Here is a 22,859-nt window from a genome sequence, read left to right as displayed (position 1 = left end):
TATTTATTATCACGCATCCACCCCCTTAGCCCGCTACCGCGAAGTGCATCAAGGAGTCACCACCATGCATGATCTCGTACAAGACTATTACGGCAAGCAACTACAGCATTCGGGCGACCTGAAAACCAGCGCCTGTTGCGACGCCTCCCAAATGCCCGATTGGCTCAAGCCGCTGCTCGCCCGCATCCACCCCGAGGTGCTGTCGCGTTACTACGGTTGCGGTCTGGTCTGCCCGCCGCTGCTGGAAGGGTGCCGGGTGCTCGATCTCGGTTGCGGCTCGGGGCGCGATGTCTATGCGCTGGCGCAGCTTGTCGGCAGCGGCGGCGAAGTGGTCGGCGTGGATATGACGCCGGAACAACTGGCCGTGGCCGAGGCGCATCGCCCTTATCATGTCGAAACATTCGGCTATGACAACGTGCGTTTTCTACATGGCTATATTGAACGCTTGCATGAACTTGATCTTGAACCGGAAAGCTTCGATGTTATCGTCTCCAACTGCGTGATTAACCTGTCGCCGGACAAGGATGCAGTGTTGCAGGGTATCCAGCGATTGCTTGCGCCCGGCGGCGAGTTTTACTTTTCCGATGTCTACGCCGACCGCCGCGTGCCGGAGGCGGTGCGCAATGATCCGGTGCTTTATGGCGAATGCCTGGGTGGCGCGCTCTACTGGAATGATTTCCTGCGCCTGGCGCAGCGCCACGGTTTCATCGATTCGCGCCTGGTGGAGGATCGGCCGCTGGCCGTCACCGATGTGCAACTGGCGGCGCACACGGGCAACCTCCGTTTTTACTCGGCCACTTATCGGCTATTCAAACTCGATGGCCTTGAGAGCGCCTGCGAAGACTACGGTCAGGCTGTGATCTACCGGGGCACGGTGCCCCACCATCCGCACCGCTTTGTGCTAGACAAACACCACACCATCGAAACCGATCGGGTCTTTCCCGTCTGCGGCAACACCTGGCGCATGTTGCACGATACCCGCTTCGCCGACCATTTCGATTTCATCGGCGACTTCAGCCGTCACTACGGACTTTTTGAAGGCTGTGGCGACAACATACCGTTTGACCGCGATGGCGATCACAACAGCGAGGGTTCATCATGCTGCTAAACAGACCCTGCTCCGTCTTGATCTTATGCACCGGCAATTCGGCCCGCAGCATTCTCGGCGAGGCCTTGTTTAATCATGCAGGCAACGGGCGCTTCCGCGCTTACAGTGCAGGCAGTCATCCCGTGGGCAAGGTCAATCCGTTTGCTTTGGAACAGATTGCCCGGCTTGATACAGACACAAGCCGGTTTCGCAGCAAAAGCTGGGATGAATTTGAGGGGCAACAAGCCCCTGAGTTGGACTTTGTCATCACCGTATGCGGCAATGCAGCCAACGAAACCTGCCCCCGTTTTCCCGGCGCGCCCCATCATATCCATTGGGGACTGCCTGATCCCGCGGCGGTTACCGATTCAGAAGACGCAACACGCGCTGCTTTCGCGGCAACGTTTGAGACCTTAAAAGCGCGCATTGAAGCGGTGGCCAACTATAATGCGCAGGACCGCGAACAGCTGGCTGAATTCATGAGATCCCTGGCGAACGTTAACAACCAGGAGGAGTTATGCGCCTGATCGCCACCTGCATTTTTGCTATCAGTTTAATTCAGAACGGTTGGACGCTGGCCGCAGACAGCCGCCTGACCCTAACAGGTTCCAGCACCGTTGCGCCCCTGGCGCTGGAGATCGGCAAGCGTTTCGAGAAACAAAATTCCGGCGTACGCGTGGACGTGCAGACCGGCGGCTCGACACGCGGCGTGATCGACGCCCGTTCGGGGCTGGCCGACATCGGCATGGCATCGCGCGGACTAAAACCTACGGAAGCGGATCTCGATGCGCACATCATCGCCCTCGATGGCATCGGCATCATCCTGCATCGAGATAATCCCGTTGCCGCGTTGAGCGACGATCAGGTGATCGCCATCTACACCGGCCGCATCACCAATTGGCAGGAGGCCGGCGGCGAGGATGCTCGCATCACCGTGGTGAATAAGGCGGAGGGACGCTCGACGCTGGAGCTGTTTCTACAGCACTTTCGTTTGAAGAATAGCGCCATCAAACCGCATGTCATCATCGGTGACAACCAGCAGGGGATCAAGACCGTGGCCGGCAATCCCAATGCCATCGGTTATGTCTCCGTCGGTACCGCCGAGTTCGAGGCGGCGCGCGGCACACCCATCAAACTGCTGCCCATGGCGGGAATTGCTGCCAGCGTGGAGAACGTACGCAATCACAGATTTCCACTTTCGCGTCCGCTCAATCTGGCAACCAAAGGCAAACCCTCAGCCTTGGCGCAACGCTTTATCGATTTCGCCCAATCGGGTGCCGTCGATGATCTTATCGAGTCCCAGTACTTTGTCGCACCGCAACGCTGATCGCAAACTGACGCCGTTACTGGCGCTGACAGCGTCGGGCGCAGCGCTGCTTCTGTTGCTGGTGCTGATCTTTTTGCTGCGCGAATCGTGGCCGGTATTAAGTAACGGCGGCTGGCTGCGTTTTGTATCGGACCAGAGCTGGCATCCGCTCGAAGGCAGCTTCGGTCTGATGCCCATGGTGTGGGCAACACTCGCCGTCGCCTGTGGCGCGATTATTATCGCCGCACCATTCGGCTTGGCCGGTGCGCTATTCGAATACTTCTATGCGGCGCCGATGTTAGCCAGGGTTTACCGAATGATGGTAGTGCTGCTCGCCGGCATTCCATCGGTAGTTTTCGGACTCTGGGGCCTGACCGTACTGGTGCCGCTGATCGCCCGCTGGCAACCGCCGGGCGCGAGCCTCTTCACCGCCATCGTCATTCTGGCGCTGATGATCCTGCCGACTGTTGCACTGACCAGCAGCGCCGCATTGCGCAGCGTGCCCGACGCATTGCTTCACGGTGCGGCCGCACTGGGCATGACGCGTAAGGGCATCGTTACAGGTGTGGCGATTCCGGCGGCGCACAGCGGCATCCTCGGCGGTGTGTTGCTGGCCACCGCGCGAGCACTGGGCGAAACCATGGCGGTGTTGATGGTGGCGGGCAATGTGGTGCAAAACCCCACCGGGCTGTTTGAGCCGGTGCGCGTGCTGACGGCCAACATCGCGCTGGAAATGGCCTACGCCACCGGCGACCACCGCGCCGGGCTGTTCGCCTCGGGGTTATTGTTGACGTTGATGGTATTGGTGTTGGCCGGCTTGGCAGCCAGGAGCGAGCGCCGTGGCTGACCGCATGTTTACGCTCGCCGTCTGGAGCGCGGCACTGTTGTTGGCCGCGATATTCATGTGGCTGTTGGGCGATTTGATTTGGCAGGGCGCGGGGCACCTCTCATGGTCGTTTCTGATCTCGGAACCGGAGAATGCGGGGGCGTTCCGGCGGCATTGCGCCGATCCTCGTCTCCACGTTGTTAATCCTTGCCGTGGCATTGGCAGCCGCCATTCCACTCGGTTTGGGTGCGGCCATCTGGCTCGCCGAATACACCCGCCAGGGCGGCAGGTTCGCTCACGGCGTCCGCTTGAGTCTCGATGTGCTGGCGGGCGTCCCCTCTATCGTCTTCGGCCTGTTTGGTTACACCTTCTTTTGCGTCTATCTCAAACTCGGCTTCTCCATCCTGTCCGGCGGACTGACACTGGCCTGCATGATCCTGCCGATCCTGATCCGTACTAGCGAGGCGGGCCTCACCGCCGTCAGCGACGACTGGCGCCGCGGTGCCCACGCCCTGGGCATGACCCGCGCCGCCGCCCTCTGGCACATCCTGCTCCCCGCCGCTGCCCCGGCCATTACCGCCGGACTGCTGCTTGGCATCGGCCGCGCCACGGCGGAGACGGCGGCGTTGATCTTCACCAGCGGTTACGTGGACAGGATGCCCGAATCGCTCTCCGACTCGGGCCGCGCCTTGGCTGTCCACATCTACGATTTATCCATGAACGTCACCGGCGGCGACCAAGCGGCGTATGCGTCGGCCCTGGTATTGATCGCGTTGATCGTCGTCATCAATGCCGGCGCGCTCGCTCTCTCCGAACGGTGGGTAAAGAAAAGGATCACAACATGAACGACGAAAATAAAACTATTTATACCCTTGGCAATATGGAGTCGGGGCCACCTTGCTGCGAACCGATACCCCATCTCCGCATTCTCAATCTTTCTATCGCCTACGGCAATACGACTGTTGTGGATGAGGTCTCACTCGACATCTACCGGGGCTGCATCACCGCCCTCATCGGCCCTTCGGGCTGCGGCAAGACCAGCTTTCTTTGTGCGCTTAATCGCCTCACCGATCTAATACCGGCGGCGACGGTCACAGGTGAAGTACAATTTGAGGACGACGATCTGTTTCATCCAGACCTGGACGTGCTGACACTGCGGCGGCGCATCGGCATGATCTTCCAGAAACCCAACCCGTTCCCCCTCTCCATCCGCCGCAACCTGGAGCTGCCGCTACGCGAACACGGTATCCGCCGTCGCGATGTGATAGAGCATAAAATCGAAACCGCACTGCGCGATGTCGGTCTGTGGGAAGAGGTGAACGACCGTCTCGACAGACCGGCGCTGGCGCTCTCCGGCGGCCAGCAACAGCGCCTCTGCATCGCCCGCGCCCTAGTGCTGCAACCCGCGGTACTGCTGATGGACGAGCCTTGCAGTGCCCTCGACCCCATTTCTTCGGGCGTGGTGGAAGAACTCATTCAACGGCTGCGCGGGCATTACACCGTGGTTATCGTCACTCATAACCTCGCCCAGGCGCGGCGCATCGCCAACTACGCCGCCTTTTTCTGGATGAAGGAGCAAGTCGGCAAATTGATCGAATTCGGCCAGTGCCGCCCACTGTTTGAAACCCCGGCGCATCCGCTGACGGCGGCTTATGTGTCCGGGCTACAGGGATAGGAACCTTATGCAGCCCGCATTTCCCACCGGGACCGCGGCAGCAGGCGCAAGGATTCGTAGGCGCCGCGCTGGGGGCGCTTGTGCCCTTTAGGGTAAAACGTAGCGGTAGTTGCACGTTGAGGGAAGCCCAAGCCTTCGGCCACGGTCCCGGTGAGAAATGCGGTTTAGAGACAGCGCTCGAATTCAGCAACATCAGAATCGACGCCGATTCGGACAGCGGCGACTTCGCAAAACATCACCTCAACAAGGACACTGGGCGCTTCCAGTCGTAGGCGGCTACGGCGGTACATTTAGCGAACGGCCTATCACGGCCATACCACTTACCTTTCCGGCGCTAGCGACAACAAGATATACCCCCGCTGTAAGAAAACATACCGGTTAACGACCAATCATCGAGACTGAATGCCATCATGAAGCGTCACCCCACTTTTCGCGCGACGACTCGGCGGGGGTGAAATGCTGATGTGATGCTGAACAAGGAGGGGGTAACAACACGCCCCAATTAATGCACGATCCTTCAGGGATGAAGCGACATGGCGGCCTTTTTCGAATATCGTAGCGATATCCCGGCACCCCCACCGCCCATTCGGTACGACATGGGCGGGCATATGGATGCCACCCGTCCACGGCGTTACTTCAGGCACGACCTGATCAGCGCGCCGGGCACGCCCGCAAGCCATGTCTATCTGATTCACCGCGGCTGGGCGCGTCTATCATTCGATGCCAGTAGCGGGCGGGCACTCACACTGGCGATTTTGGGCCCCGGCCAGATGTTCGGCGAGACGGAGGTGCTTTACGACATGCGGCGGCAACACACCCTGGTCGCGCTCACCCCCTGCGAGGTGCAATGCATCGGCGCAGACCGGTTTAAGCGTGCGCTCAAGGATGATCCAGCGATGCTGGAACAGCTGCTCCATCGGCTGACGCTGCGCATGCGCTGGACCGAGGCGCAAATGCAGCGCATCGCCAGTCACAGTGTCGCGGCTCGGCTGGCCCATGTGCTCTTGTCGCTCGCCGGGGACACGCCGGAGCCGGCCCCCATTCCCGTGCGCTTGACCCACCACGACCTTGCCACGCTGATCGCCTCGACGCGCGAGACCGTTACTGCCACGCTGGGAGATTTCCGCCGCCTGCGCCTGGTGGATTTCGACCGCACCCGGCTGTGTATTCTTGATCGCTGCGGGTTGGCTTCCATTTAAACAGATCGTGTCGGCGCCGAAGTCGACCGCAAAGACCGACCCGTCCCCGGCCGTCGCCGTCGCGGCGGCCGGGGACGGCTTGACACCATCCCCCCTCGAAACTAGAATACGAATCGTTATCATTACGATAAACCGGATACGTTTCCGGGTAATGATTTGTTCGCCAGCCATCTAAGCCCGCCGCGGCCAAGTAGCCAGCTCCGTCGTCTGAAAACATCGCTTATCCTGTGCAGGAGGTTTCTCCATGCCGAGCGCGGTCCGTTTGCGCGCCCGGCCACTCCTGACAGCGTCGCGATTCATAACAATAGCAGGAGTCGTCTGATGTCACATCGTATTGCCAAGCCCGTTTCCATCCCCCGCCTTACCGTATTGGCCGCCGTCGCCGCCGCCCTGGCCGGACCGGCCCAGGGTCAGGACGCGACCGATTCCGCCGCCGCTGCAGGCGCGTCCGGCGAATTGATGCGCCTCGATACCCTGCAGGTGGAGGCGCTGCGCCTGCCGCCGTCCACCTCGGCGGTGCCCAATACGGTGACCATCATCGACCAGCAGGCGCTGGAGAATCAGACCGTGGTAAGCGATGACCTGTCCGGCGTGCTGGGGAATCTGGTGCCCAACTTCTCGCCCAGCCGCCAGAAGCTCACCAGCGCGGGCGAATCCCTGCGCGGCCGCAGTCCGCTCTACATGGTCGACGGTGTGCCGCAGAGCAACCCGCTGCGCGACAGCGCCCGTGACGGCCACACCATCGACCCCGATCTGCTGCAGCGCATCGAGGTGGTCAATGGCTCCAACGCCATCCAGGGCATGGGCGCGGCCGGCGGCATCATCAATCTCCAGACCCGCGACATGGCCCAGTCCGACACCTGGAGCCACCGCATCAAGCTGCGCATGACCGCGCCGGATGATTTCGACAGCGACGGGCTGGGCTACAAGGCCGTCTACCTGGGCGGGCGCACCTTCGGCGACACCGACCTGACCGTGGGCGGCACCTATCACAGCCGCGGGCTCTATTTCGACGGCGAAGGCCGCCCGATCGGCATCGACACCACCCAGGGCGACCTGGCCGATTCCGTCAGCCGCGACCTGTTCTTCAAGCTGGGCTATGCCCTGGCGCCGCAGCAACGCCTGCAGTTCATGCTCAATGACTTCCGCCTGCGCGGCAACGGCGATTACGCCTCCGTGGACGGCGACCGCGCCAGCGGCCGGCCGGCCACCGTGGAGTCCGGCAGCCCCGCGGGCGATCCGGCCGAGAACGATGTCACCACCGCCACCCTGGACTACCGCCATGATGCACTGGGCGGCGGCCAGCTGCGTGCCCAGCTGTTCTATCAGGACTTCGCCGCCCTGTTCGGCGGCGGCACCTTCGCCACCTTCCAGGACACCTCCATCGCCCCCGACGGCACCCTGTTCGACCAGTCCCAGAACGAGTCGCGCAAGCACGGTGTCAAGCTCAGCTACAGCCACGACGACGTCGGCCTCGAGGGCCTGAACGTCAGCGGCGGCATGGACTATCTGCAGGACGAGACCAAACAGGTGCTGGCCCAGACCGGCCGCGAATGGGTGCCCGAGACCACCTTCAAGAACTGGGCCCCCTTCGTGCAACTCAACCAGCAGCTGGCCGACGGCCGGGCGACCCTGAGCGGCGGGCTGCGCTACGAACAGGCGCAGTTGGAGGTGGACGATTTCACCACCATCGCCGGCGCCGGCGGCGTCGCGGTGCAGGGCGGTTCGCCCGAGTTCGACGAGGTGCTGCCCAACATCGGTCTGGTGGTCGACGTGGGCGCCGACTGGTCGCTCTACGGCTCCTATTCCGAAGGCTTCACCATGCCCGACGTGGGCCGGGTGTTGCGCGGCGTCAGCGGCGCCGGTCAGAACGTCGATGACCTGCTGACCCTGGAGCCGGTGATTTCCGACAACCGCGAGCTGGGCGCCGACTATGACGACGGCGCGCTGAACCTACACATGGCCTATTTCTGGTCCGACTCGGATCTGGGGTCGCGGCTGCAGAACGTGGGCGGCATCTTCGAGGTGCGCCGCGAACGCACCGAGATCCAGGGCTTCGAACTGGCCGCCAGCCGCACGCTGACGCACAGCAGCCGCATCGGCGCGCTGTATTCCCACATCCGCGGTGAATACGACTCCGACGGCGACGGCGACGTGGATACCGACCTGGGCGGCAACAACATCAACCCGGATCGCCTCAATCTCTACGTCGAGTGGGACGAGCAGGCCGCCCTGCCGGTCAGCGGCCGTCTGCAGCTGTCCCATTTCTTCGACCGCGACTTCGAGGGTGAGGCGACGCCGGCAGATCAGAACTTCGACGGCTACAGTCTGGTGGACCTGGCCCTGGCCAAGCAGACCGGCGTCGGCAACTTCCAGCTCGGGGTGGAGAACCTGTTCGACAAGCAGTACATCACCTATTACTCGCAGACCGCCACCAACCTGGATGCGCGTTATTTCGCCGGGCGCGGCCGCACCCTCACCCTGAGCTACGAGAACCGCTTCTGAGACCGGGACGGGACGGGATGAAACGGATGCTGCGCAATTTGCATCAGGTGCTGGGGCTGAGTGTCGGCCTGTGGGCGGCCCTGGCGGGGCTCAGCGGCAGCGTGCTGGTGTTCAGCGACGCCATCGACCGCGGGCTCAATCCACAGCTGCTACGGGTGGCGCCGCAAGCCCTGCCGCCGGACGTGGACGCTGCCGTGGCCGCGGTGCAGGCGCGTTTTCCCGACACGCCGCTGCAGGCCCTGCGCCTGCCGGACGCTGCCGATGCAGCGCTGGTGTTTCGCGTCGGCGAGGATGACGCCGTGTTCAATGTCTTCGTCGATCCCTACACGGCCGAGGTCCTCGGCACGCGCGACCAGTACGGCGGCGCCATGGGGCTGCTGTGGGACCTGCATGTGCACCTGCTGGCCGGCGAGCTCGGCGAGACCGTGGCCGGCGTGCTGGCCCTGTTTCTGCTCGGCATGGTGATCAGCGGCGTGGTGCTGTGGTGGCCGGGGCGGGGGCGCATGGCCAGCGGTTTCAAGCTGCGCTGGAGTGCGCCGCTGCTGCCGCGCCTGTATAACCTGCACCGGGTGGCGGGGGCGCTGACCTGGCCGCTGCTGCTGGTGCCGGTGGTGACCGGCATCATGCTGGTGTTTCACGGTCCCATCACCGCCGCCCTGCTCGCCACTCTGGGCGGGCCGCGAGCCGATCTGCCCAAGATGCTGCCCGGCGCGGAGACGGTGACCGCGACGTCCCGGGCGCCGCTGTCGCAGCTGCTGGCGCGGGCCGACGCGGCCCTGCCCGGGGCGCACCTGGTCTCGGTGAAGTTTCCGCAACGTGCCGATGAACCGGCGGTGGTGCGCCAACGCTTCGCCGCCAACAGCCACCCCAACGGGCGCAGCTTCGTCGCCATCCATCCCCGCAGCGGCGCCGTGCTTAAGGTGCACGACTGGCGCACGGCGGGGCTGGGCGTGCGCGCCTCGGATTACAAATATCCGCTGCACATCGGCACCGCCTTCGGCCTGCCGGGACGCCTGCTGGTGCTGGCCATCGGCCTGCTGCCGGCGCTGCTGCTGGGCACCGGCGGCTATGTCTGGTGGCGCCGGCGGCGCGCCCCGGCGGCGCGCTTTCAAGCGCAATATCAATCGCAATCGTAAATAGAGGATCGACCATGGAAAACACACTCCCGGCCGCGCCGGGTACGCTCGACGGTCGCCTGGCGCAGCTGGCGCAATGGCTGGAGGTGGGGGGACCGGTGGTGGCGATCCTGCTGGCCATGTCGGTGCTGGCCCTGGCCATCGTGCTGCTGAAGCTGTATCAGTTCCACGCCGTGCGCATCGGCGAGCGCCGCCTGCCGCGCCAGGTGTTGGCGCTGTACCGCGGCGGCCGCGCGCAGGAGGCCCTGCGCCTGGCCGATAATTCGCCCAACCCGGTGGCGCAACTGCTGGCCCTGACCCTGCGCGGCCGGCAGCGCGAGCTGGACGAGGCGCGTGTGCGCGAGGAGGTCTACCGCGTCGGCGCCGCTTGTCTGGAACGGCTGCGCGCCTACCAGCGCCCGCTGGAGGTGATCGCCAGCCTGGCACCGCTGCTCGGCCTGCTGGGCACGGTGATGGGCATGATCAAGGCCTTCCAGCAGTTGCAGAACGCCGGTGCGCGCATCGATCCGGCCATGCTGTCGGGCGGCATCTGGGAGGCCCTGCTCACCACCGCCGTGGGCCTGGGAGTGGCCATCCCGGTGGTGGCGCTGGCCAGTTTCTTCGAGCGCCGGGTGGAGCGCCTGGCCCATGACATGAACGACGCCGTGACCCAGATGTTCACCGTTGATCTGGGTCGGGATGCTGCAATCGCCGCTATCCAGGCGTCCGCCGATGCCGGCCATGACCGCGCCGTCGCCGTTTCTCACTAGACCGGCCCGGCGCCGGCCGCTGGTCAGCCTGACGCCGCTGATCGACGTGGTGTTCATCCTGCTGGTGTTCTTCATGCTGGCCTCGAGCTTTCTCGACTGGCGCATGCTGGAGGTGAATGTCCCGGCGCCCGGCGCCGCCGTAGCTGATGCCGAGCGTCCGCTGCGGCTGGCGCTGCGCCCTGACGGCTGGTATCTGGACGGCGCCGCTGTCAGCCGCGCGGACATGCAGCGCCGCGTGGCCGAACACCTGGCGCAGCGGCCCGAATCGGCCGTCCTGGTGCAGCCCGGCGCCGGCGTGCCGCTGCAGGCCGCCGTCGATGCGCTGGAGCAATTACAGGCGGCGGGCGCCCGCCGCGTCGCCCTGATCCCGGAGGCGCCGTGAAACATCCCATGTTCACCCCGCCGGCCCGCGCCGGACAGGATGACGACGAGCGCATCCTGCCGCTGATCAACGTGGTGTTCCTGCTGTTGATCTTCTTCATGATCGTCGGCAGTTTCACCGAGGTGACCCCCTTCGAGGTCGAGCCGCCCGCCGCCAGCGCCGGCGGCCCGGCCGACGAGGAGGCGCCGCTGCTGCACATCGGCGCTGACGGCCAGTTGGCACTGGGGCAGGAGACGGTCTCCCTGGCGGGCTTGGGCGCGCGGCTCAGCGCCGACGGCGCGGCGCCGGCCAGCTTGCGCATCAAGGCCGACAGTCGCGCCGAGGCCACCCGGCTGGTGGCGGTAATGGAAGCGCTGCGCCGGGTAGGGGTGGAGACGATCCAGCTGCTCACCCTGGAGCGCGACTGATGGAACCGGGGCGACGCCACTGGCTCGCCGCGCTGGGCCTGGCCCTCACGGCCCATGCGGGGCTGACGCTGCTGCTCCAGGCGCCGCCCGAGCGCGGCAGCCGCGCCGCCGGTGCCGGCGGGCTCGAGATCGCCTTGGCGCCGGTGGCGGCCGAGGCAGCGCCCGAGACCGACGTGCAGGCCGAGTCCCAAGCCGAACCCGACGCTCAAGCGGCGCCCGAAGCGCAGGCCGACCGTAAACCCCCGGCGCAGCCCGAACCGACCGAAGCCCCTGTCGCCGAGACTGAACCGCAGATCGAACCGGAACCACAGAACGTGCCCGAGCCGCTGGCCGAGCCAGAGCCGCTGGTCGAGCCCCTGGTCGAACCCGAGCCGCGGCCCGCAGCCGAGCCGGCCACCCCCGCCGCCGAGGTCACATCCGCGCCGGCACCGTCCAAGACCCCAGCGGCAGCGCGCGATCCCCAGCCGGCGCCGGCGACAGAACCCTCGAAAACGGCGCAGGCCGCGGCGCCGCAACAACAGGGCGGCGGCGCCGTCGGCCTGGAGGCGGACTACTTCGCGCGCCTGCAGGCCTGGCTGGAACGGCATCGCCAGTATCCGCGCCGGGCGCAGCTGCGCCGTCAGGAAGGCACGGCGCTGCTGTATTTCGTCATCGAGCGCGACGGCACGGTGATCGATGCGCGCATCCAGCGCAGCAGCGGCCACCGCCTGCTGGACCGCGAGGTCAGGGAGATGCTGGAACGCGCCCGGCCTTTACCACCGCTGCCGGCAGAGCTGGCGCAGGCGCAGCTGGAGGTGGTGGTGCCGGTGCGCTTCGCGCTGCGCTGAGCGGCGAACCAACCGCCTGGAACCGGGATACCCGGCCGGTGCCGCGGCCAAGTTCGCCTATTCGGTGATGCAGCGCGATGCCGTCGGCACGCAATCACCGGCGAACGCCACGGCTTTATAGCGCCACGTCCGCCAGGTTGCCCTTGCGCTCCAACCAGGCGCGGCGGTCGGCGGCACGCTTCTTGGCCAGTAGCATGTCCATGATCTGGTAGGTGTCGTCGCCGCTGTCGAGGGTGAGCTGCACCAGCCGGCGGGTGTCGGGATCGATGGTGGTCTCGCGCAGCTGCAGGGGGTTCATCTCGCCCAGGCCCTTGAAGCGCTGCACATTGACCTTGCCCTTGAGCTTCTCGGCGGCGATGCGGTCCAGCACGCCCTCACGCTCGGCCTCGTCCAGGGCATAGAAGACCTGTTTGCCCACGTCGATGCGAAACAGGGGCGGCATGGCCACGTGAACATGACCGGCCTCCACCAGCGGGCGGAAGTGGCGCAGGAACAGGGCGCACAACAGGGTGGCGATGTGGGCGCCGTCGGAGTCGGCATCGGCCAGGATACAGACCTTGCCATAGCGCAAGCCCTTGAGCTCGTCGGAGCCGGGCTCGACACCGATGGCCACTGAGATATCGTGCACCTCCTGCGAGCCCAGCACCTCGGCCGGGTCCACCTCCCAGGTGTTCAGGATCTTGCCGCGCAGCGGCATGATGGCCTGGAATTCGCGATCGCGCGCCTGCTTGGCCGACCCCCCGGCCGAGTCCCCTTCCACCAGAAACAATTCGGCGCGGCCGGGATCCTGGGAGGAACAATCCGCCAGCTTACCCGGCAGGGCCGGACCTGAGGTGACCTTCTTGCGCACCACCTTCTTGCCGGCGCGCAGGCGCGATTGGGCGCTGCTGATGGCCAGCACGGCGATCTGCTCGCCGGCATCGGTGTGCTGGTTGAGCCACAGACTGAAGGCGTCCTTGACCACGCCGGAGACGAACGGGGCGCATTCGCGCGAGGACAGGCGCTCCTTGGTCTGGCCGCTGAACTGGGGGTCCTCCAGCTTCACCGACAGCACGTAGGCGCATTTGTCCCAGACATCGTCCGGGGTGAGCTTGACGCCGCGCGGCAACAGATTACGGAATTCGCAGAACTCGCGGATGGCGTCGGTAAGGCCGGTGCGCAAGCCGTTGACATGGGTGCCGCCCTGGGCGGTGGGGATGAGATTGACATAGCTCTCGGTGATCAGCTCGCCGCCCTCGGGCAGCCACACCACGGCCCAGTCGGCCGCCTCGTGAGCGCCGGCCATGCTGCCGGTAAACAATTCCTCCGGCAGTAAGGGGACCCCCTCCAGGGCGCCGCTCAGGTAATCACTCAGGCCGTCCTCGTAATGCCATTCCTCATGTTCATCCGCCTGCTCGTCGAAAAAGCTGACCTGCAGGCCGGGGCACAGCACCGCCTTGGCGCGCAGCACGTGTTTGAGCTTGGCGACCGAAAACTTGGCCGAATCGAAAAACTGGGGATCGGGCCAAAAGCGCAGCCGGGTGCCGGTGTTTTGCTTGCCCACCTTAGCCACCGCCTCCAGATCCGAGACCTTCTGGCCGTTGGCGAAGGCGATATTGTGCTCCTGGCCGCCGCGTTTGACCCAGACCTCCAGATGTTTGGACAGGGCGTTGACCACCGACACCCCGACCCCGTGCAGACCGCCGGAAAAACGATAACTCTTGTTGGAAAACTTGCCGCCGGCGTGCAGCTTGGTGAGGATCACCTCGATGCCGGGCACGCCCTCTTTGGGGTGGATATCCACCGGCATACCGCGGCCGTCGTCCTCCACTTCGAGAGAACCGTCTTTATACAAGGTGATGGAGACGTATTTGGCATGGCCGGCGACCGCCTCGTCCACCGAGTTGTCGATCACTTCCTGGGCCAAGTGGTTGGGACGGGTGGTGTCGGTATACATCCCCGGGCGTTTGCGCACCGGCTCGAGACCGCTGAGGACTTCTATGGCGGAGGCATCGTACTGATTACTCATACAAAATCTTAAATTCCCTGTTAATTCAATGCGCGGAAACTGTATCATGTGGACCCTGGAAACGCACCATGCCCAGATGATAATAGTGTCAATGGCGGGGGCGCAGCGCGCGCCCTTCGATATGAACCCGAATAGTATTGTTGCGCGTTGCGCACCCTACGCCGATTAAACCCCTATGCCTAGAAAGACGACAAAAAAACAACCCGACTTTGAAACCGCCCTGGCCGAACTGGAAGGCCTGGTCGAGACCCTGGAACAGGGCGACATCAGCCTGGAGGAATCGCTCAAACTGTTCGAGCGCGGCGTCACCCTGACGCGCAGCTGCCAGCAGGCCCTGCAGCAGGCCGAACAGAAGGTACAAATCCTGATGGACAAAGACGGCGTGCCCGAGGCCTTCGACAGCGATGAATGAGCATACGCTAGGGGAATTGCTCGCCGCCCACCAGGCGCGCACCGAACAGGCCCTCGAGCGCTGGCTGCCACAGGCGGATATCGCGCCGCAGCGGCTGCACCAGGCCATGCGCTATGCCGTGCTTGACGGCGGCAAGCGGGTGCGGCCGTTTCTGGTCTACAGCGCCGGCCAGGCCCTGGACGTGCCCGCGGCGCAACTGGACGCCCCCGCCTGCGCGGTGGAACTGATCCACGCCTATTCTCTGATCCACGACGACCTGCCGGCCATGGACGACGACGCGCTGCGGCGCGGCAAGCCCACCTGTCACCGCGCCTTCGACGAGGCCACCGCCATCCTCGCCGGCGATGCCATCCAGGCCCTGGCGTTTCACGTGCTGGCTCATGACGAGGCACTTCACGTGGACGCGCAACGGCGCCTGCAAATGATCGACCGACTGGCCCTGGCCTCGGGTTCGCGCGGCATGGCCGGCGGCCAGGCCATCGACCTGGAAGCGGTAGGCAAACACCTCGACCTGCCGGCGCTGGAGCTGATGCACATCCACAAGACCGGCGCCCTAATCCGCGCCAGCGTCATGCTCGGCGCCCTGAGCAGCGCCGCGGTCAGCGAGGCGCAGCTGAAACAGCTGGACCACTACGCCAAGTGCATCGGTCTGGCCTTCCAGATCCAGGACGACATCCTTGACGTGGAGGGCGATACCACCACCTTGGGCAAGACCCGGGGCGCCGATCTGGCCCTGGACAAACCCACCTATCCCGCCCTGCTGGGCCTGGACGGCGCCAAGCAGCGCGCCGCGGAGTTGTATCACGAGGCCCTGACCAGTCTGGCGGAATTCGGCCCGGCGGCCGAGCCGCTGCGCTGGATGGCGCGCTACATCATCTCGCGCAGCAGTTAACCCGGATGGTGTTGGGCTTGCGCCCAGCCCGCCCGGGGCTCATAATTCACCGTTTTCCCGCGCGCACCTATATAGAACATGACCACCCCAAGCTATACCCTGCTGGAAAGTATCGCCGCCCCGGACGACCTGCGCCGCCTGCCGCAGGACGAGCTGGCGACGCTGGCGGACGAGCTGCGCCGCTTCCTGATCCAGTCGGTCAGCCACACTGGCGGTCACCTGTCGGCCGGGCTGGGCACCATCGAGCTGACCATCGCTCTGCACTATGTCTTCAATACGCCCGAGGACCGGCTGGTGTGGGACGTGGGCCACCAGAGCTATCCGCACAAGATCCTCACCGGCCGCCGCGAGCGCATGCCGACGCTGCGCCAGAAGGGCGGCCTGGCGGGGTTTCCTAAGCGCGAGGAAAGCCCCTACGACACCTTCGGTGTAGGCCACTCCAGCACCTCCGTCAGCGCCGCCCTGGGCATGGCGCTGGCGGCCCAGGAACAACACAGCGCGCGCAAGGTGGTGGCCGTCATCGGCGATGGCGCCCTGACCGCCGGCATGGCCTTCGAGGCCCTCAATCACGCCGGCGACGTGGACGCCAATCTGCTGGTCATCCTCAACGACAACGAGATGTCCATCTCGCCCAACGTCGGCGGCATGTCCAACTACCTGGCGCGGGTGCTGTCGGGCAAGTTTTATTCGTCCGTGCGCGAAAACAGTAAGAAGGTACTGGGCAAGATGCCCTCGGTGTGGGAGCTGGCCAAACGTGCCGAGGAACACATGAAGGGCATGGTGGTGCCCGGCACCCTGTTCGAAGAACTGGGCTTTAACTACATCGGCCCCATCGACGGCCACGACCTGCCCACCCTCATCGGCACCCTAAAGAACATGCGCAAGATCGAGGGGCCGCAATTTCTCCACATCGTCACCAAGAAGGGCAAGGGCTTCAAACCGGCGGAGCAGAATCCCTGCAGCTATCACGGGGTGGGCAAGTTCGATCCGGACAACGGCGAACCGCTGGCCAAGGGTTCGGCCGTCACCTACACCCAGGTGTTCGGTCAGTGGCTGTGCGACATGGCACAGGCCGATGAGCGCCTCATCGGCATCACCCCGGCCATGCGCGAAGGCTCCGGCCTGGTGGAGTTTTCGCAACAATTTCCCAAGCGCTACATCGATGTGGGCATCGCCGAACAGCACGCCGTCACCTTGGCGGCGGGCCTAGCCTGCGAGGGCATGAAGCCGGTGGTGGCCATCTATTCCACCTTTCTGCAACGCGCCTATGACCAGCTGATCCACGATGTGGCGCTGCAAAATCTGCCGGTGCTGTTCGCCATCGACCGTGCCGGCCTGGTGGGCCCCGACGGCCCCACCCATGCCGGCAGCTTCGATCTGAGTTATCTCAGCTGCATCCCCAACCTGACCATCATGGCGCCGGCGGACGAAAATGAGTGTCGCCAGATGCTCTATACCGGCTTCCACCTGGACGGTCCGGCGGCGGTGCGCTATCCGCGCGGCAGCGGCCCCGGCGTGACAGTGGAAAAAGAGATGACCGCCCTGCCTCTGGGCCGCGCCGAGCTGCGCCGCCAGGGTAAACGGGTGGCCCTGCTGGCCTTCGGCAGCATGGTCGAGATTGCCGCAACCGCGGGCGAGCAACTGGACGCCACCGTGGTCAATATGCGCTTCGTCAAACCGCTGGACGAGCCCTTGGTACTGAAGCTCGCTGCCAGCCACGAACTGCTGTTGACCATCGAGGAAAACGCCGTCATCGGCGGCGCCGGCGGCCTGGTGGCCCGGTTGCTCGACGGCCAGGCGCAACGCCCGGCGCTGATCCGCATGGGACTGCCCGACTATTTCGTCCAGCACGGCGACCGCCAATCCTTACTAAACGAGTCAGGATTGACGATTCAGGGTATAATAGACCGGGTCAATCGCTATCTGGCGGGCAACCAATCCCCGCCCACGGTGGTCCAAGCGAATTCCTTTTAGTATTTTTTTGGTGTACCCAGCATTATGTCCGCACGCTATACCCTCAAGATTGTGACTGATTTTGCCGCGGCCCATTCCCTGCGCCAATATCCCGGCGACTGCGCCAATCTGCATGGCCACAATTGGCAGGTGGAGGCGGAGGTCACGGCCACGGCGCTTAACGAGGTGGGCATGGGCATGGATTTCAAACAGATCCGCCAGGCCACCAAGGCGATCTGCGAGCGGCTGGATCATACCTATCTCAATGAACTCAGCCCCTTCGACGAGATCAACCCGACGGCGGAAAACATCGCCGCCTATATCTATCACCAGCTGGCCGAGCGCCTCAACGGCGACTCCGCGCGCGTCAGCGCCATCACCATCTGGGAAACCGAACGGGCCTGTGTCCGTTATACCGAGGAGTGATCCTAAAAATAGCCGTTGACCGCTTCGCTGGAAATTGAACCTTATGAATTTATTTTACTTATTGATGAAATTTGAGATCGCCCTACTACTGACGCCGCTATGGAGCGCATTGCACCGCGAAAAACGCACACTCCACCCCATTCAACCGCTATTTCTAGGATAAACCTATGGCCGCTATCGACGACGTACAAAGCAGCGCCGACACCCGCCGCATTCCCATCAACAAGGTGGGCATCAAGGACATCCGCCACCCGGTGCGGGTCAAGGACCGCAGCGAAGGCGAGCAGCACACCATCGCCAATTTCAACATGTATGTGAACCTGCCCCACAACTTCAAGGGCACCCACATGTCGCGCTTCGTGGAGATCCTCAACAACTACGAACGCGAACTATCGGTGGAATCCTTCGAGCACATGCTGCAGGAAATGGTGACACGCCTGGACGCCGAGGCCGGCCATATAGAAATGTCGTTTTCCTATTTCGTCGACAAGCCGGCGCCCGTTTCCGGCGTGAAGAGCCTGATGGATTACGACGTCACCCTGATCGGCGAGATCCGCGACGCGACCCCGCGCGTCGACATCAAGGTGGTGGTACCGGTGACCAGCCTGTGCCCCTGCTCCAAGCAGATCTCGGAACGCGGCGCCCATAACCAGCGCTCCCATGTGACGGTCTCGGTGCGCACCCGCGATTTCGTCTGGATCGAGGACATCATCGACCTGGTCGAGGGCCAGGCCTCCTGTGAACTCTACGGCCTGCTCAAGCGCCCCGACGAGAAATACGTCACCGAGCGCGCCTATGATAATCCCAAGTTCGTCGAGGACATGGTGCGCGACGTGGCCGCCAGCCTCAATGCCGACGACCGCATCGTCGCCTACACCGTGGAATCGGAAAACTTCGAATCCATCCACAATCACTCGGCCTATGCCCTGATCGAACAGGACAAGACTGCGACGCTGCTCTAAACACTTGTGGTGCCCTCGGCTTACCGGTAGAGTTGTCAGCCCGGGGGTAATCGAACACTAACGGTCAGTATGCCCCCGCCACCATCTCGAAGACAGCGGAGGCGAAGCGGCGAAACCCACCATGGGCGGTTTGCTGAACAGATTCACCAGCCGGATGGTATTGGGTGAATTGCTCATACACGGCCTGTTGGGGTCCGTGGTCTTCGTCCTTATCCTGCCGGCCCTGGCGCAGCACTTCCAACAACAATTCCTGGATCGCAGCATGACCAGCGCGCTGCAGCTGGCCGCCACCTTGGAACATTACCCACGACCGCCGCAAGATCTCGCCGACATCCGCGCGGGCAAGCTCAATCTGATTCATCTGAATATTCAGGACGGTTCCATCACCGCCATCGAGACCGATGCTGCCTTCGGCGACCAGGACGATCACACCTATCATATCGCCGTGCCGCTCAAGATCAGCGGCCAAAACTACATCCTTCAGCTTGGCTATGACGAACGCGACACCCTGGGCCTCATCGGCCAGGCGCAACGCTACGGTCTCTACATCGTCCTGGGCTATATCTGTTTGGCGGTGTTGATGGCCGCCATCATGGGGCCGCAATTGACCCGTCCCTTGATCCGCCTGCGTGAGGCGGCGCGCGATATCGCCGCCGGTAAACATTCACGTCGCCTGGAACTGCATAGCGGCATTCGCGAGCTCCGTCAACTGGCCCATGATCTGGAATCCATGCGTGCCGAACTGGTGAATCAAAGCGAGGCCTTGGCCACCCGCGAGGCACGCCTGAGCACCATCATGGCCAATGTCGCCGACGCCTTGATCACGGTGGACAAGAACGGCAACGTTCTGTCATTCAATCTGGCCGCCGAGCGCAGCTTCGCTTACAACGCCAGCGAGGTGGTGGGCCAAGATATCCACCTGTTGTTCAGCAATTCATTTACCGACATCTTCGCCGGCGGCGACAACGATACGCCGCTCGATATCGAGCAAGCCGCCCCCTACGAAACCCTGGGCAAACGCAAGACCGGGGAACGCTTTTATGTCGAGGCCTCGATCAATGAAATCTGCCAGCTGGACAGCTCGATCTTTATCATCGTTTGCCGCGACATCAGTGAACGCAAACAGGCCGAGGCCGAGATCAAGTCCCTGCAGGAGGATCTGGAGCGGCGCGTCATCAAGCGTACCCGCGAGCTGGCCGAGGCCAACAAGGAGTTGCGCCACCAGGCCCTGCACGATTCCCTTACCAGCCTACCCAATCGCCTGTTGCTGCATGACCGCTTGCACCAGGCCATTCGCGGCGCCAAACGCGAGGGCCGCTCCATCGCCCTGATGATCAGCGACCTGGACCGGTTTAAGGAAATCAACGACACCCTGGGCCACCACTTCGGCGATCTGTTGCTGCAACAAGTGGCCGTGCGCCTGCGCGGCGTATTGCGTGACTCGGACACCGTGGCGCGCCTGGGCGGCGACGAATTCGCCATCCTACTGCCCGATATCGAAGCCCCGGAGCAGGTCACCCAGGCCGCCAGCAAGATCGCCGCCGCCATCGATCTGCCCTTCATCTTTGAAGACCAGAACATACATATCGGCATCAGCATGGGCATCTCCCTGTTCCCGCAGAACAGCGAAGACGCCAGCACCCTGATGCGCCAGGCCGACGTGGCCATGTACGTGGCCAAGCGCTCCAATATCGATTTCGCCCTTTACCGACCGGATCTGGATGAGCACAGCCTGAGCCGTCTCTCCATGGCGGGCGAGTTGCGCCGCGGCCTGCAGCAAGAGGAGTTTGTGCTGCACTACCAACCCACCATCGATCTGCGCAGCGACCAGGTCATCGGCGTCGAGGCCCTGGCACGCTGGCAGCACCCGGACAAAGGCCTGATCCAGCCGGACGACTTCATCCTGCTGGCGGAACAGACCGGGCACATCCGTGAATTGACTGCCTATGTGCTGCGCGAGGCGCTGCGGCAAGCGCAGCTATGGAACAGCGCCGGCCTCAGATTGCGCATTTCCGTCAACCTGTCGGCCCGCAGTCTGCACGACACCGAGCTCTGCCAACATATCGGCGAACTGCTGCAGCACTGGCAGCTTGAGGCCGAACAACTGCAGCTGGAAATCACCGAACGCGCCTTGATGTACGATCCCATGCAGGCCATGCAGACCCTGTCACAACTGCATGACATGGGCGTGAAACTCTCCATCGACGATTTCGGCACCGGCTATTCCTCCATGGCGTATCTGAAACAGCTGCCGGTAAACGAGATCAAGGTCGATCAGTCCTTCGTCCAGGCCATGCTGGAACACAACGAGGACAAGGTGATTGTGCGCTCCACCATCGACCTGGCCCACAATATGGGCCATCAGGTCATCGCCGAAGGGGTGGACAATGAAGCGACCCTGGAGCTGCTCAGGGAAATGGGCTGCGACCTGGCGCAGGGCTTTCACATCCATCCCCCGGCGCGCGCGACGGACTTACGCCAATGGCTGCTGCACACCGGTTGGCGCAACGAGGCCGGCCTCAGCTCAGAGCAGCAGCCAGGCGCATAGCTGTAGACAGGCCAAGGCCATCAGGCCGGCCAGGATGTCATCAAGCATAATACCCAAGCCGCCAGCCACGCCCTTGTCAATGGCGCTGATGGGCCAGGGTTTGAGAATGTCGAACAGGCGAAACAGGACGAAGCCCGCCAGCCACCACGGCCAGCCGGCCGGCGCCGCGATCATGGTGATCAGATAGCCCACGATTTCGTCCCAGACAATACCGGGATGGTCATGGACGCCGAGGTCCCGCGCCGCCACGTCGCACAGCCAAATACCCAGCAGCAGTAACGCCAACACCAGGCTCAGATAGACCGCCATCGACACGCCCTGCAGCAACACATACAGCGGCACGGCCACCAAGGTCCCCCAGGTTCCCGGCGCCTTGGGGATCACCCCGCTGCCGAACCCGAAGGCCAACAGATGAACGGGGTTGGCCAGATTCAGACCCGGAATACGCTTAGTCAAAATGCCGATATCCCTTAAAACTGTCAGTCTCGACCTTCTCACCGTTGTACAACACCCGAAGGCCGCTGTGCGTTTCGATGCGGCCGATGCAGCGACAGGGACAATCAACCGAGCGCAGCCGCGCCTCGAGCAAGGCGCCGCGTTCGGGCGGGACGGTGAAACACAACTCGTAATCGTCACCGGCGCACAACGGCAGGGACCAGCCCTGCTGCCCGAGCCCGATAATTTCCGGCGCCACGGGCAATTGCTCCAGATGAATCTCGGCGCCGACGCCACTGGCGTCGAGGATATGGCCCAGATCGGCCAGCAGGCCGTCGGAGATATCGATGGCGGCGCTGGCCACCCCGCCCAAGGCTCGGCCCAGCGCCAGTCGCGGGCTGGGACGCTGCAGGCGTTGGAGGAAATAGTCGCGTCGCGCCGGCGGCAAATCCAGTTGAATCTGTCGCAACGCCAGTTGCAAGCCCAGGCCGGCATCGCCCAGCTGGCCGCTGACATAGATCAGATCACCCGCTTGAGCACCGCTGCGTTTCAAGGCCTGGCCCTGCGGCACCAGCCCGTTGATCTGGACCGTCACCGTCAGCGGACCGCGGGTGGTATCACCGCCGATCAAGACCACGCCGTACTCATCGGCCAATGATTTCAGGCCGCGACTGAATGCATCCAGCCATGCCTCGTCCAGCTGCGGCAAGGTGAGTCCCAACAACATCCAGTTGGCATGCGCGCCCATGGCCGCCATATCGCTCAGATTCACGGCCAGGGCCTTGTAGGCGATATCATCCGCGCGACTGTCTGCCGGGAAATGGACCCCGGCCACCAGGGTATCCAAGGCCATCACCAGGGAGTGATCCGGCGCCACACTCACCACGGCGGCATCGTCACCGATGCCCAGCTCCACATCGTCGTGAGCCGGGGCGCGATAAAAATAGCGCGCGATGAGTTCGAATTCAGAGAGTGCCATAGTGGAGTCCCAAGTGGAGTCCTATTAGGTGACCGGATATGTCCCCCACCCTTTTATACCCTTCCAGAACAAACGCCCCGTGGGTGCTCCCGGAGCACGCACGGGGCATAAAGGGGAGAGGGACAAGCTGTCGCTGCGCGACATT

The 22,859-nt window shown here is 63.7% G+C and carries 21 protein-coding genes and 1 pseudogene; 19 read left to right on the top strand and 3 right to left on the bottom strand.

Features of this window, described 5'->3' with window-relative positions; genetic code table 11:
• Window positions 1-64 precede the first annotated feature (64 nt).
• From Tel_01315 to Tel_01255, 13 genes and pseudogenes are all read left to right on the top strand, one after another.
• Complete coding sequence (locus Tel_01315) at window positions 65-1,108, top strand: methyltransferase type 11 (GenBank protein ID ALP51884.1); 1,044 nt, start codon at window positions 65-67, stop codon at window positions 1,106-1,108.
• A complete protein-coding gene (locus Tel_01310) occupies window positions 1,099-1,614 on the top strand; it encodes a hypothetical protein (protein ID ALP51883.1) in 516 nt (171 codons plus the stop codon). Before Tel_01315 ends, Tel_01310 begins: the two co-directional genes overlap by 10 nt.
• Complete coding sequence (locus Tel_01305) at window positions 1,605-2,414, top strand: ABC transporter substrate-binding protein (protein ALP51882.1); 810 nt, start codon at window positions 1,605-1,607, stop codon at window positions 2,412-2,414. The genes Tel_01310 and Tel_01305 overlap by 10 nt, the downstream gene beginning before the upstream one ends.
• A complete protein-coding gene (locus Tel_01300) occupies window positions 2,371-3,240 on the top strand; it encodes a phosphate ABC transporter permease (protein ALP51881.1) in 870 nt (289 codons plus the stop codon). Before Tel_01305 ends, Tel_01300 begins: the two co-directional genes overlap by 44 nt.
• Window positions 3,233-4,064: pseudogene (locus Tel_01295) on the top strand (phosphate ABC transporter permease). The gene Tel_01300 and the pseudogene Tel_01295 overlap by 8 nt, the downstream one beginning before the upstream one ends.
• Before the next feature lie 35 nt (window positions 4,065-4,099).
• Window positions 4,100-4,894: a phosphate import ATP-binding protein PstB gene (locus Tel_01290; GenBank protein ID ALP54687.1), complete on the top strand. Its 795-nt coding sequence runs from the start codon at window positions 4,100-4,102 to the stop codon at window positions 4,892-4,894.
• Window positions 4,895-5,427: 533 nt separating this feature from the next.
• On the top strand, window positions 5,428-6,093 hold the full coding sequence (locus Tel_01285) for a hypothetical protein (protein ID ALP51880.1): 666 nt from the start codon (window positions 5,428-5,430) through the stop codon (window positions 6,091-6,093).
• Between the two features lie 321 nt (window positions 6,094-6,414).
• The gene (locus Tel_01280) at window positions 6,415-8,598 is read left to right on the top strand and encodes a hypothetical protein (protein ID ALP51879.1); all 2,184 of its coding nucleotides are present in this window, start codon (window positions 6,415-6,417) and stop codon (window positions 8,596-8,598) included.
• 26 nt (window positions 8,599-8,624) lie between these two features.
• The gene (locus tag Tel_01275; GenBank protein ID ALP51878.1) at window positions 8,625-9,734 is read left to right on the top strand and encodes a hypothetical protein; all 1,110 of its coding nucleotides are present in this window, start codon (window positions 8,625-8,627) and stop codon (window positions 9,732-9,734) included.
• Between the two features lie 14 nt (window positions 9,735-9,748).
• On the top strand, window positions 9,749-10,483 hold the full coding sequence (locus Tel_01270; protein ID ALP51877.1) for a flagellar motor protein MotA: 735 nt from the start codon (window positions 9,749-9,751) through the stop codon (window positions 10,481-10,483).
• A complete protein-coding gene (locus Tel_01265) occupies window positions 10,446-10,865 on the top strand; it encodes a hypothetical protein (protein ID ALP51876.1) in 420 nt (139 codons plus the stop codon). The genes Tel_01270 and Tel_01265 overlap by 38 nt, the downstream gene beginning before the upstream one ends.
• Window positions 10,862-11,272 carry a hypothetical protein gene (locus Tel_01260; GenBank protein ALP51875.1) on the top strand — a complete coding sequence of 137 codons (411 nt, stop codon included), beginning with the start codon at window positions 10,862-10,864 and terminating at the stop codon, window positions 11,270-11,272. The genes Tel_01265 and Tel_01260 overlap by 4 nt, the downstream gene beginning before the upstream one ends.
• The gene (locus tag Tel_01255; protein ALP51874.1) at window positions 11,272-12,099 is read left to right on the top strand and encodes a hypothetical protein; all 828 of its coding nucleotides are present in this window, start codon (window positions 11,272-11,274) and stop codon (window positions 12,097-12,099) included. The genes Tel_01260 and Tel_01255 overlap by 1 nt, the downstream gene beginning before the upstream one ends.
• Window positions 12,100-12,214: 115 nt before the next feature.
• Here the strand turns inward: Tel_01255 and Tel_01250 are convergent, their stop codons facing one another.
• A complete protein-coding gene (locus Tel_01250; GenBank protein ID ALP51873.1) occupies window positions 12,215-14,107 on the bottom strand; it encodes a DNA topoisomerase IV subunit B in 1,893 nt (630 codons plus the stop codon).
• A gap of 175 nt (window positions 14,108-14,282) precedes the next feature.
• Here Tel_01250 and Tel_01245 point away from each other — a divergent pair, with 175 nt between their 5' ends.
• The 6 genes from Tel_01245 to Tel_01220 all read left to right on the top strand — a co-directional run bounded on the left by Tel_01245 (window position 14,283) and on the right by Tel_01220 (window position 21,300).
• Window positions 14,283-14,519 (top strand): exodeoxyribonuclease VII small subunit, encoded by a 237-nt coding sequence (locus Tel_01245; GenBank protein ID ALP51872.1) that lies wholly within the window; start codon window positions 14,283-14,285, stop codon window positions 14,517-14,519.
• Window positions 14,512-15,411 carry a geranyl transferase gene (locus Tel_01240; GenBank protein ID ALP51871.1) on the top strand — a complete coding sequence of 300 codons (900 nt, stop codon included), beginning with the start codon at window positions 14,512-14,514 and terminating at the stop codon, window positions 15,409-15,411. Before Tel_01245 ends, Tel_01240 begins: the two co-directional genes overlap by 8 nt.
• Before the next feature lie 78 nt (window positions 15,412-15,489).
• Window positions 15,490-17,385: a 1-deoxy-D-xylulose-5-phosphate synthase gene (locus tag Tel_01235; protein ALP51870.1), complete on the top strand. Its 1,896-nt coding sequence runs from the start codon at window positions 15,490-15,492 to the stop codon at window positions 17,383-17,385.
• Between the two features lie 24 nt (window positions 17,386-17,409).
• Window positions 17,410-17,790 (top strand): 6-pyruvoyl tetrahydrobiopterin synthase, encoded by a 381-nt coding sequence (locus Tel_01230; protein ID ALP51869.1) that lies wholly within the window; start codon window positions 17,410-17,412, stop codon window positions 17,788-17,790.
• A gap of 167 nt (window positions 17,791-17,957) precedes the next feature.
• Entirely contained in the window at window positions 17,958-18,752 is a 795-nt protein-coding gene (locus tag Tel_01225; protein ALP51868.1) for a GTP cyclohydrolase, read from the top strand.
• Between the two features lie 121 nt (window positions 18,753-18,873).
• On the top strand, window positions 18,874-21,300 hold the full coding sequence (locus Tel_01220) for a hypothetical protein (GenBank protein ALP51867.1): 2,427 nt from the start codon (window positions 18,874-18,876) through the stop codon (window positions 21,298-21,300).
• On the opposite strand, the gene Tel_01215 is transcribed toward Tel_01220, so the two are convergent.
• On the bottom strand, window positions 21,277-21,765 hold the full coding sequence (locus Tel_01215) for a phosphatidylglycerophosphatase (GenBank protein ALP54686.1): 489 nt from the start codon (window positions 21,763-21,765) through the stop codon (window positions 21,277-21,279). The two genes, Tel_01220 and Tel_01215, sit on opposite strands and share 24 nt — an antisense overlap.
• Window positions 21,749-22,714 (bottom strand): hypothetical protein, encoded by a 966-nt coding sequence (locus tag Tel_01210; GenBank protein ID ALP51866.1) that lies wholly within the window; start codon window positions 22,712-22,714, stop codon window positions 21,749-21,751. The genes Tel_01215 and Tel_01210 overlap by 17 nt, the downstream gene beginning before the upstream one ends.
• Between the last annotated feature and the right edge of the window lie 145 nt (window positions 22,715-22,859).

This window comes from Candidatus Tenderia electrophaga (assembly GCA_001447805.1).
Taxonomy (GTDB): domain Bacteria; phylum Pseudomonadota; class Gammaproteobacteria; order Tenderiales; family Tenderiaceae; genus Tenderia; species Tenderia electrophaga.
The sequence above is the reverse complement of the archived record's forward strand: the minus strand, read 5'-3'. Positions and strand labels throughout refer to the sequence as shown.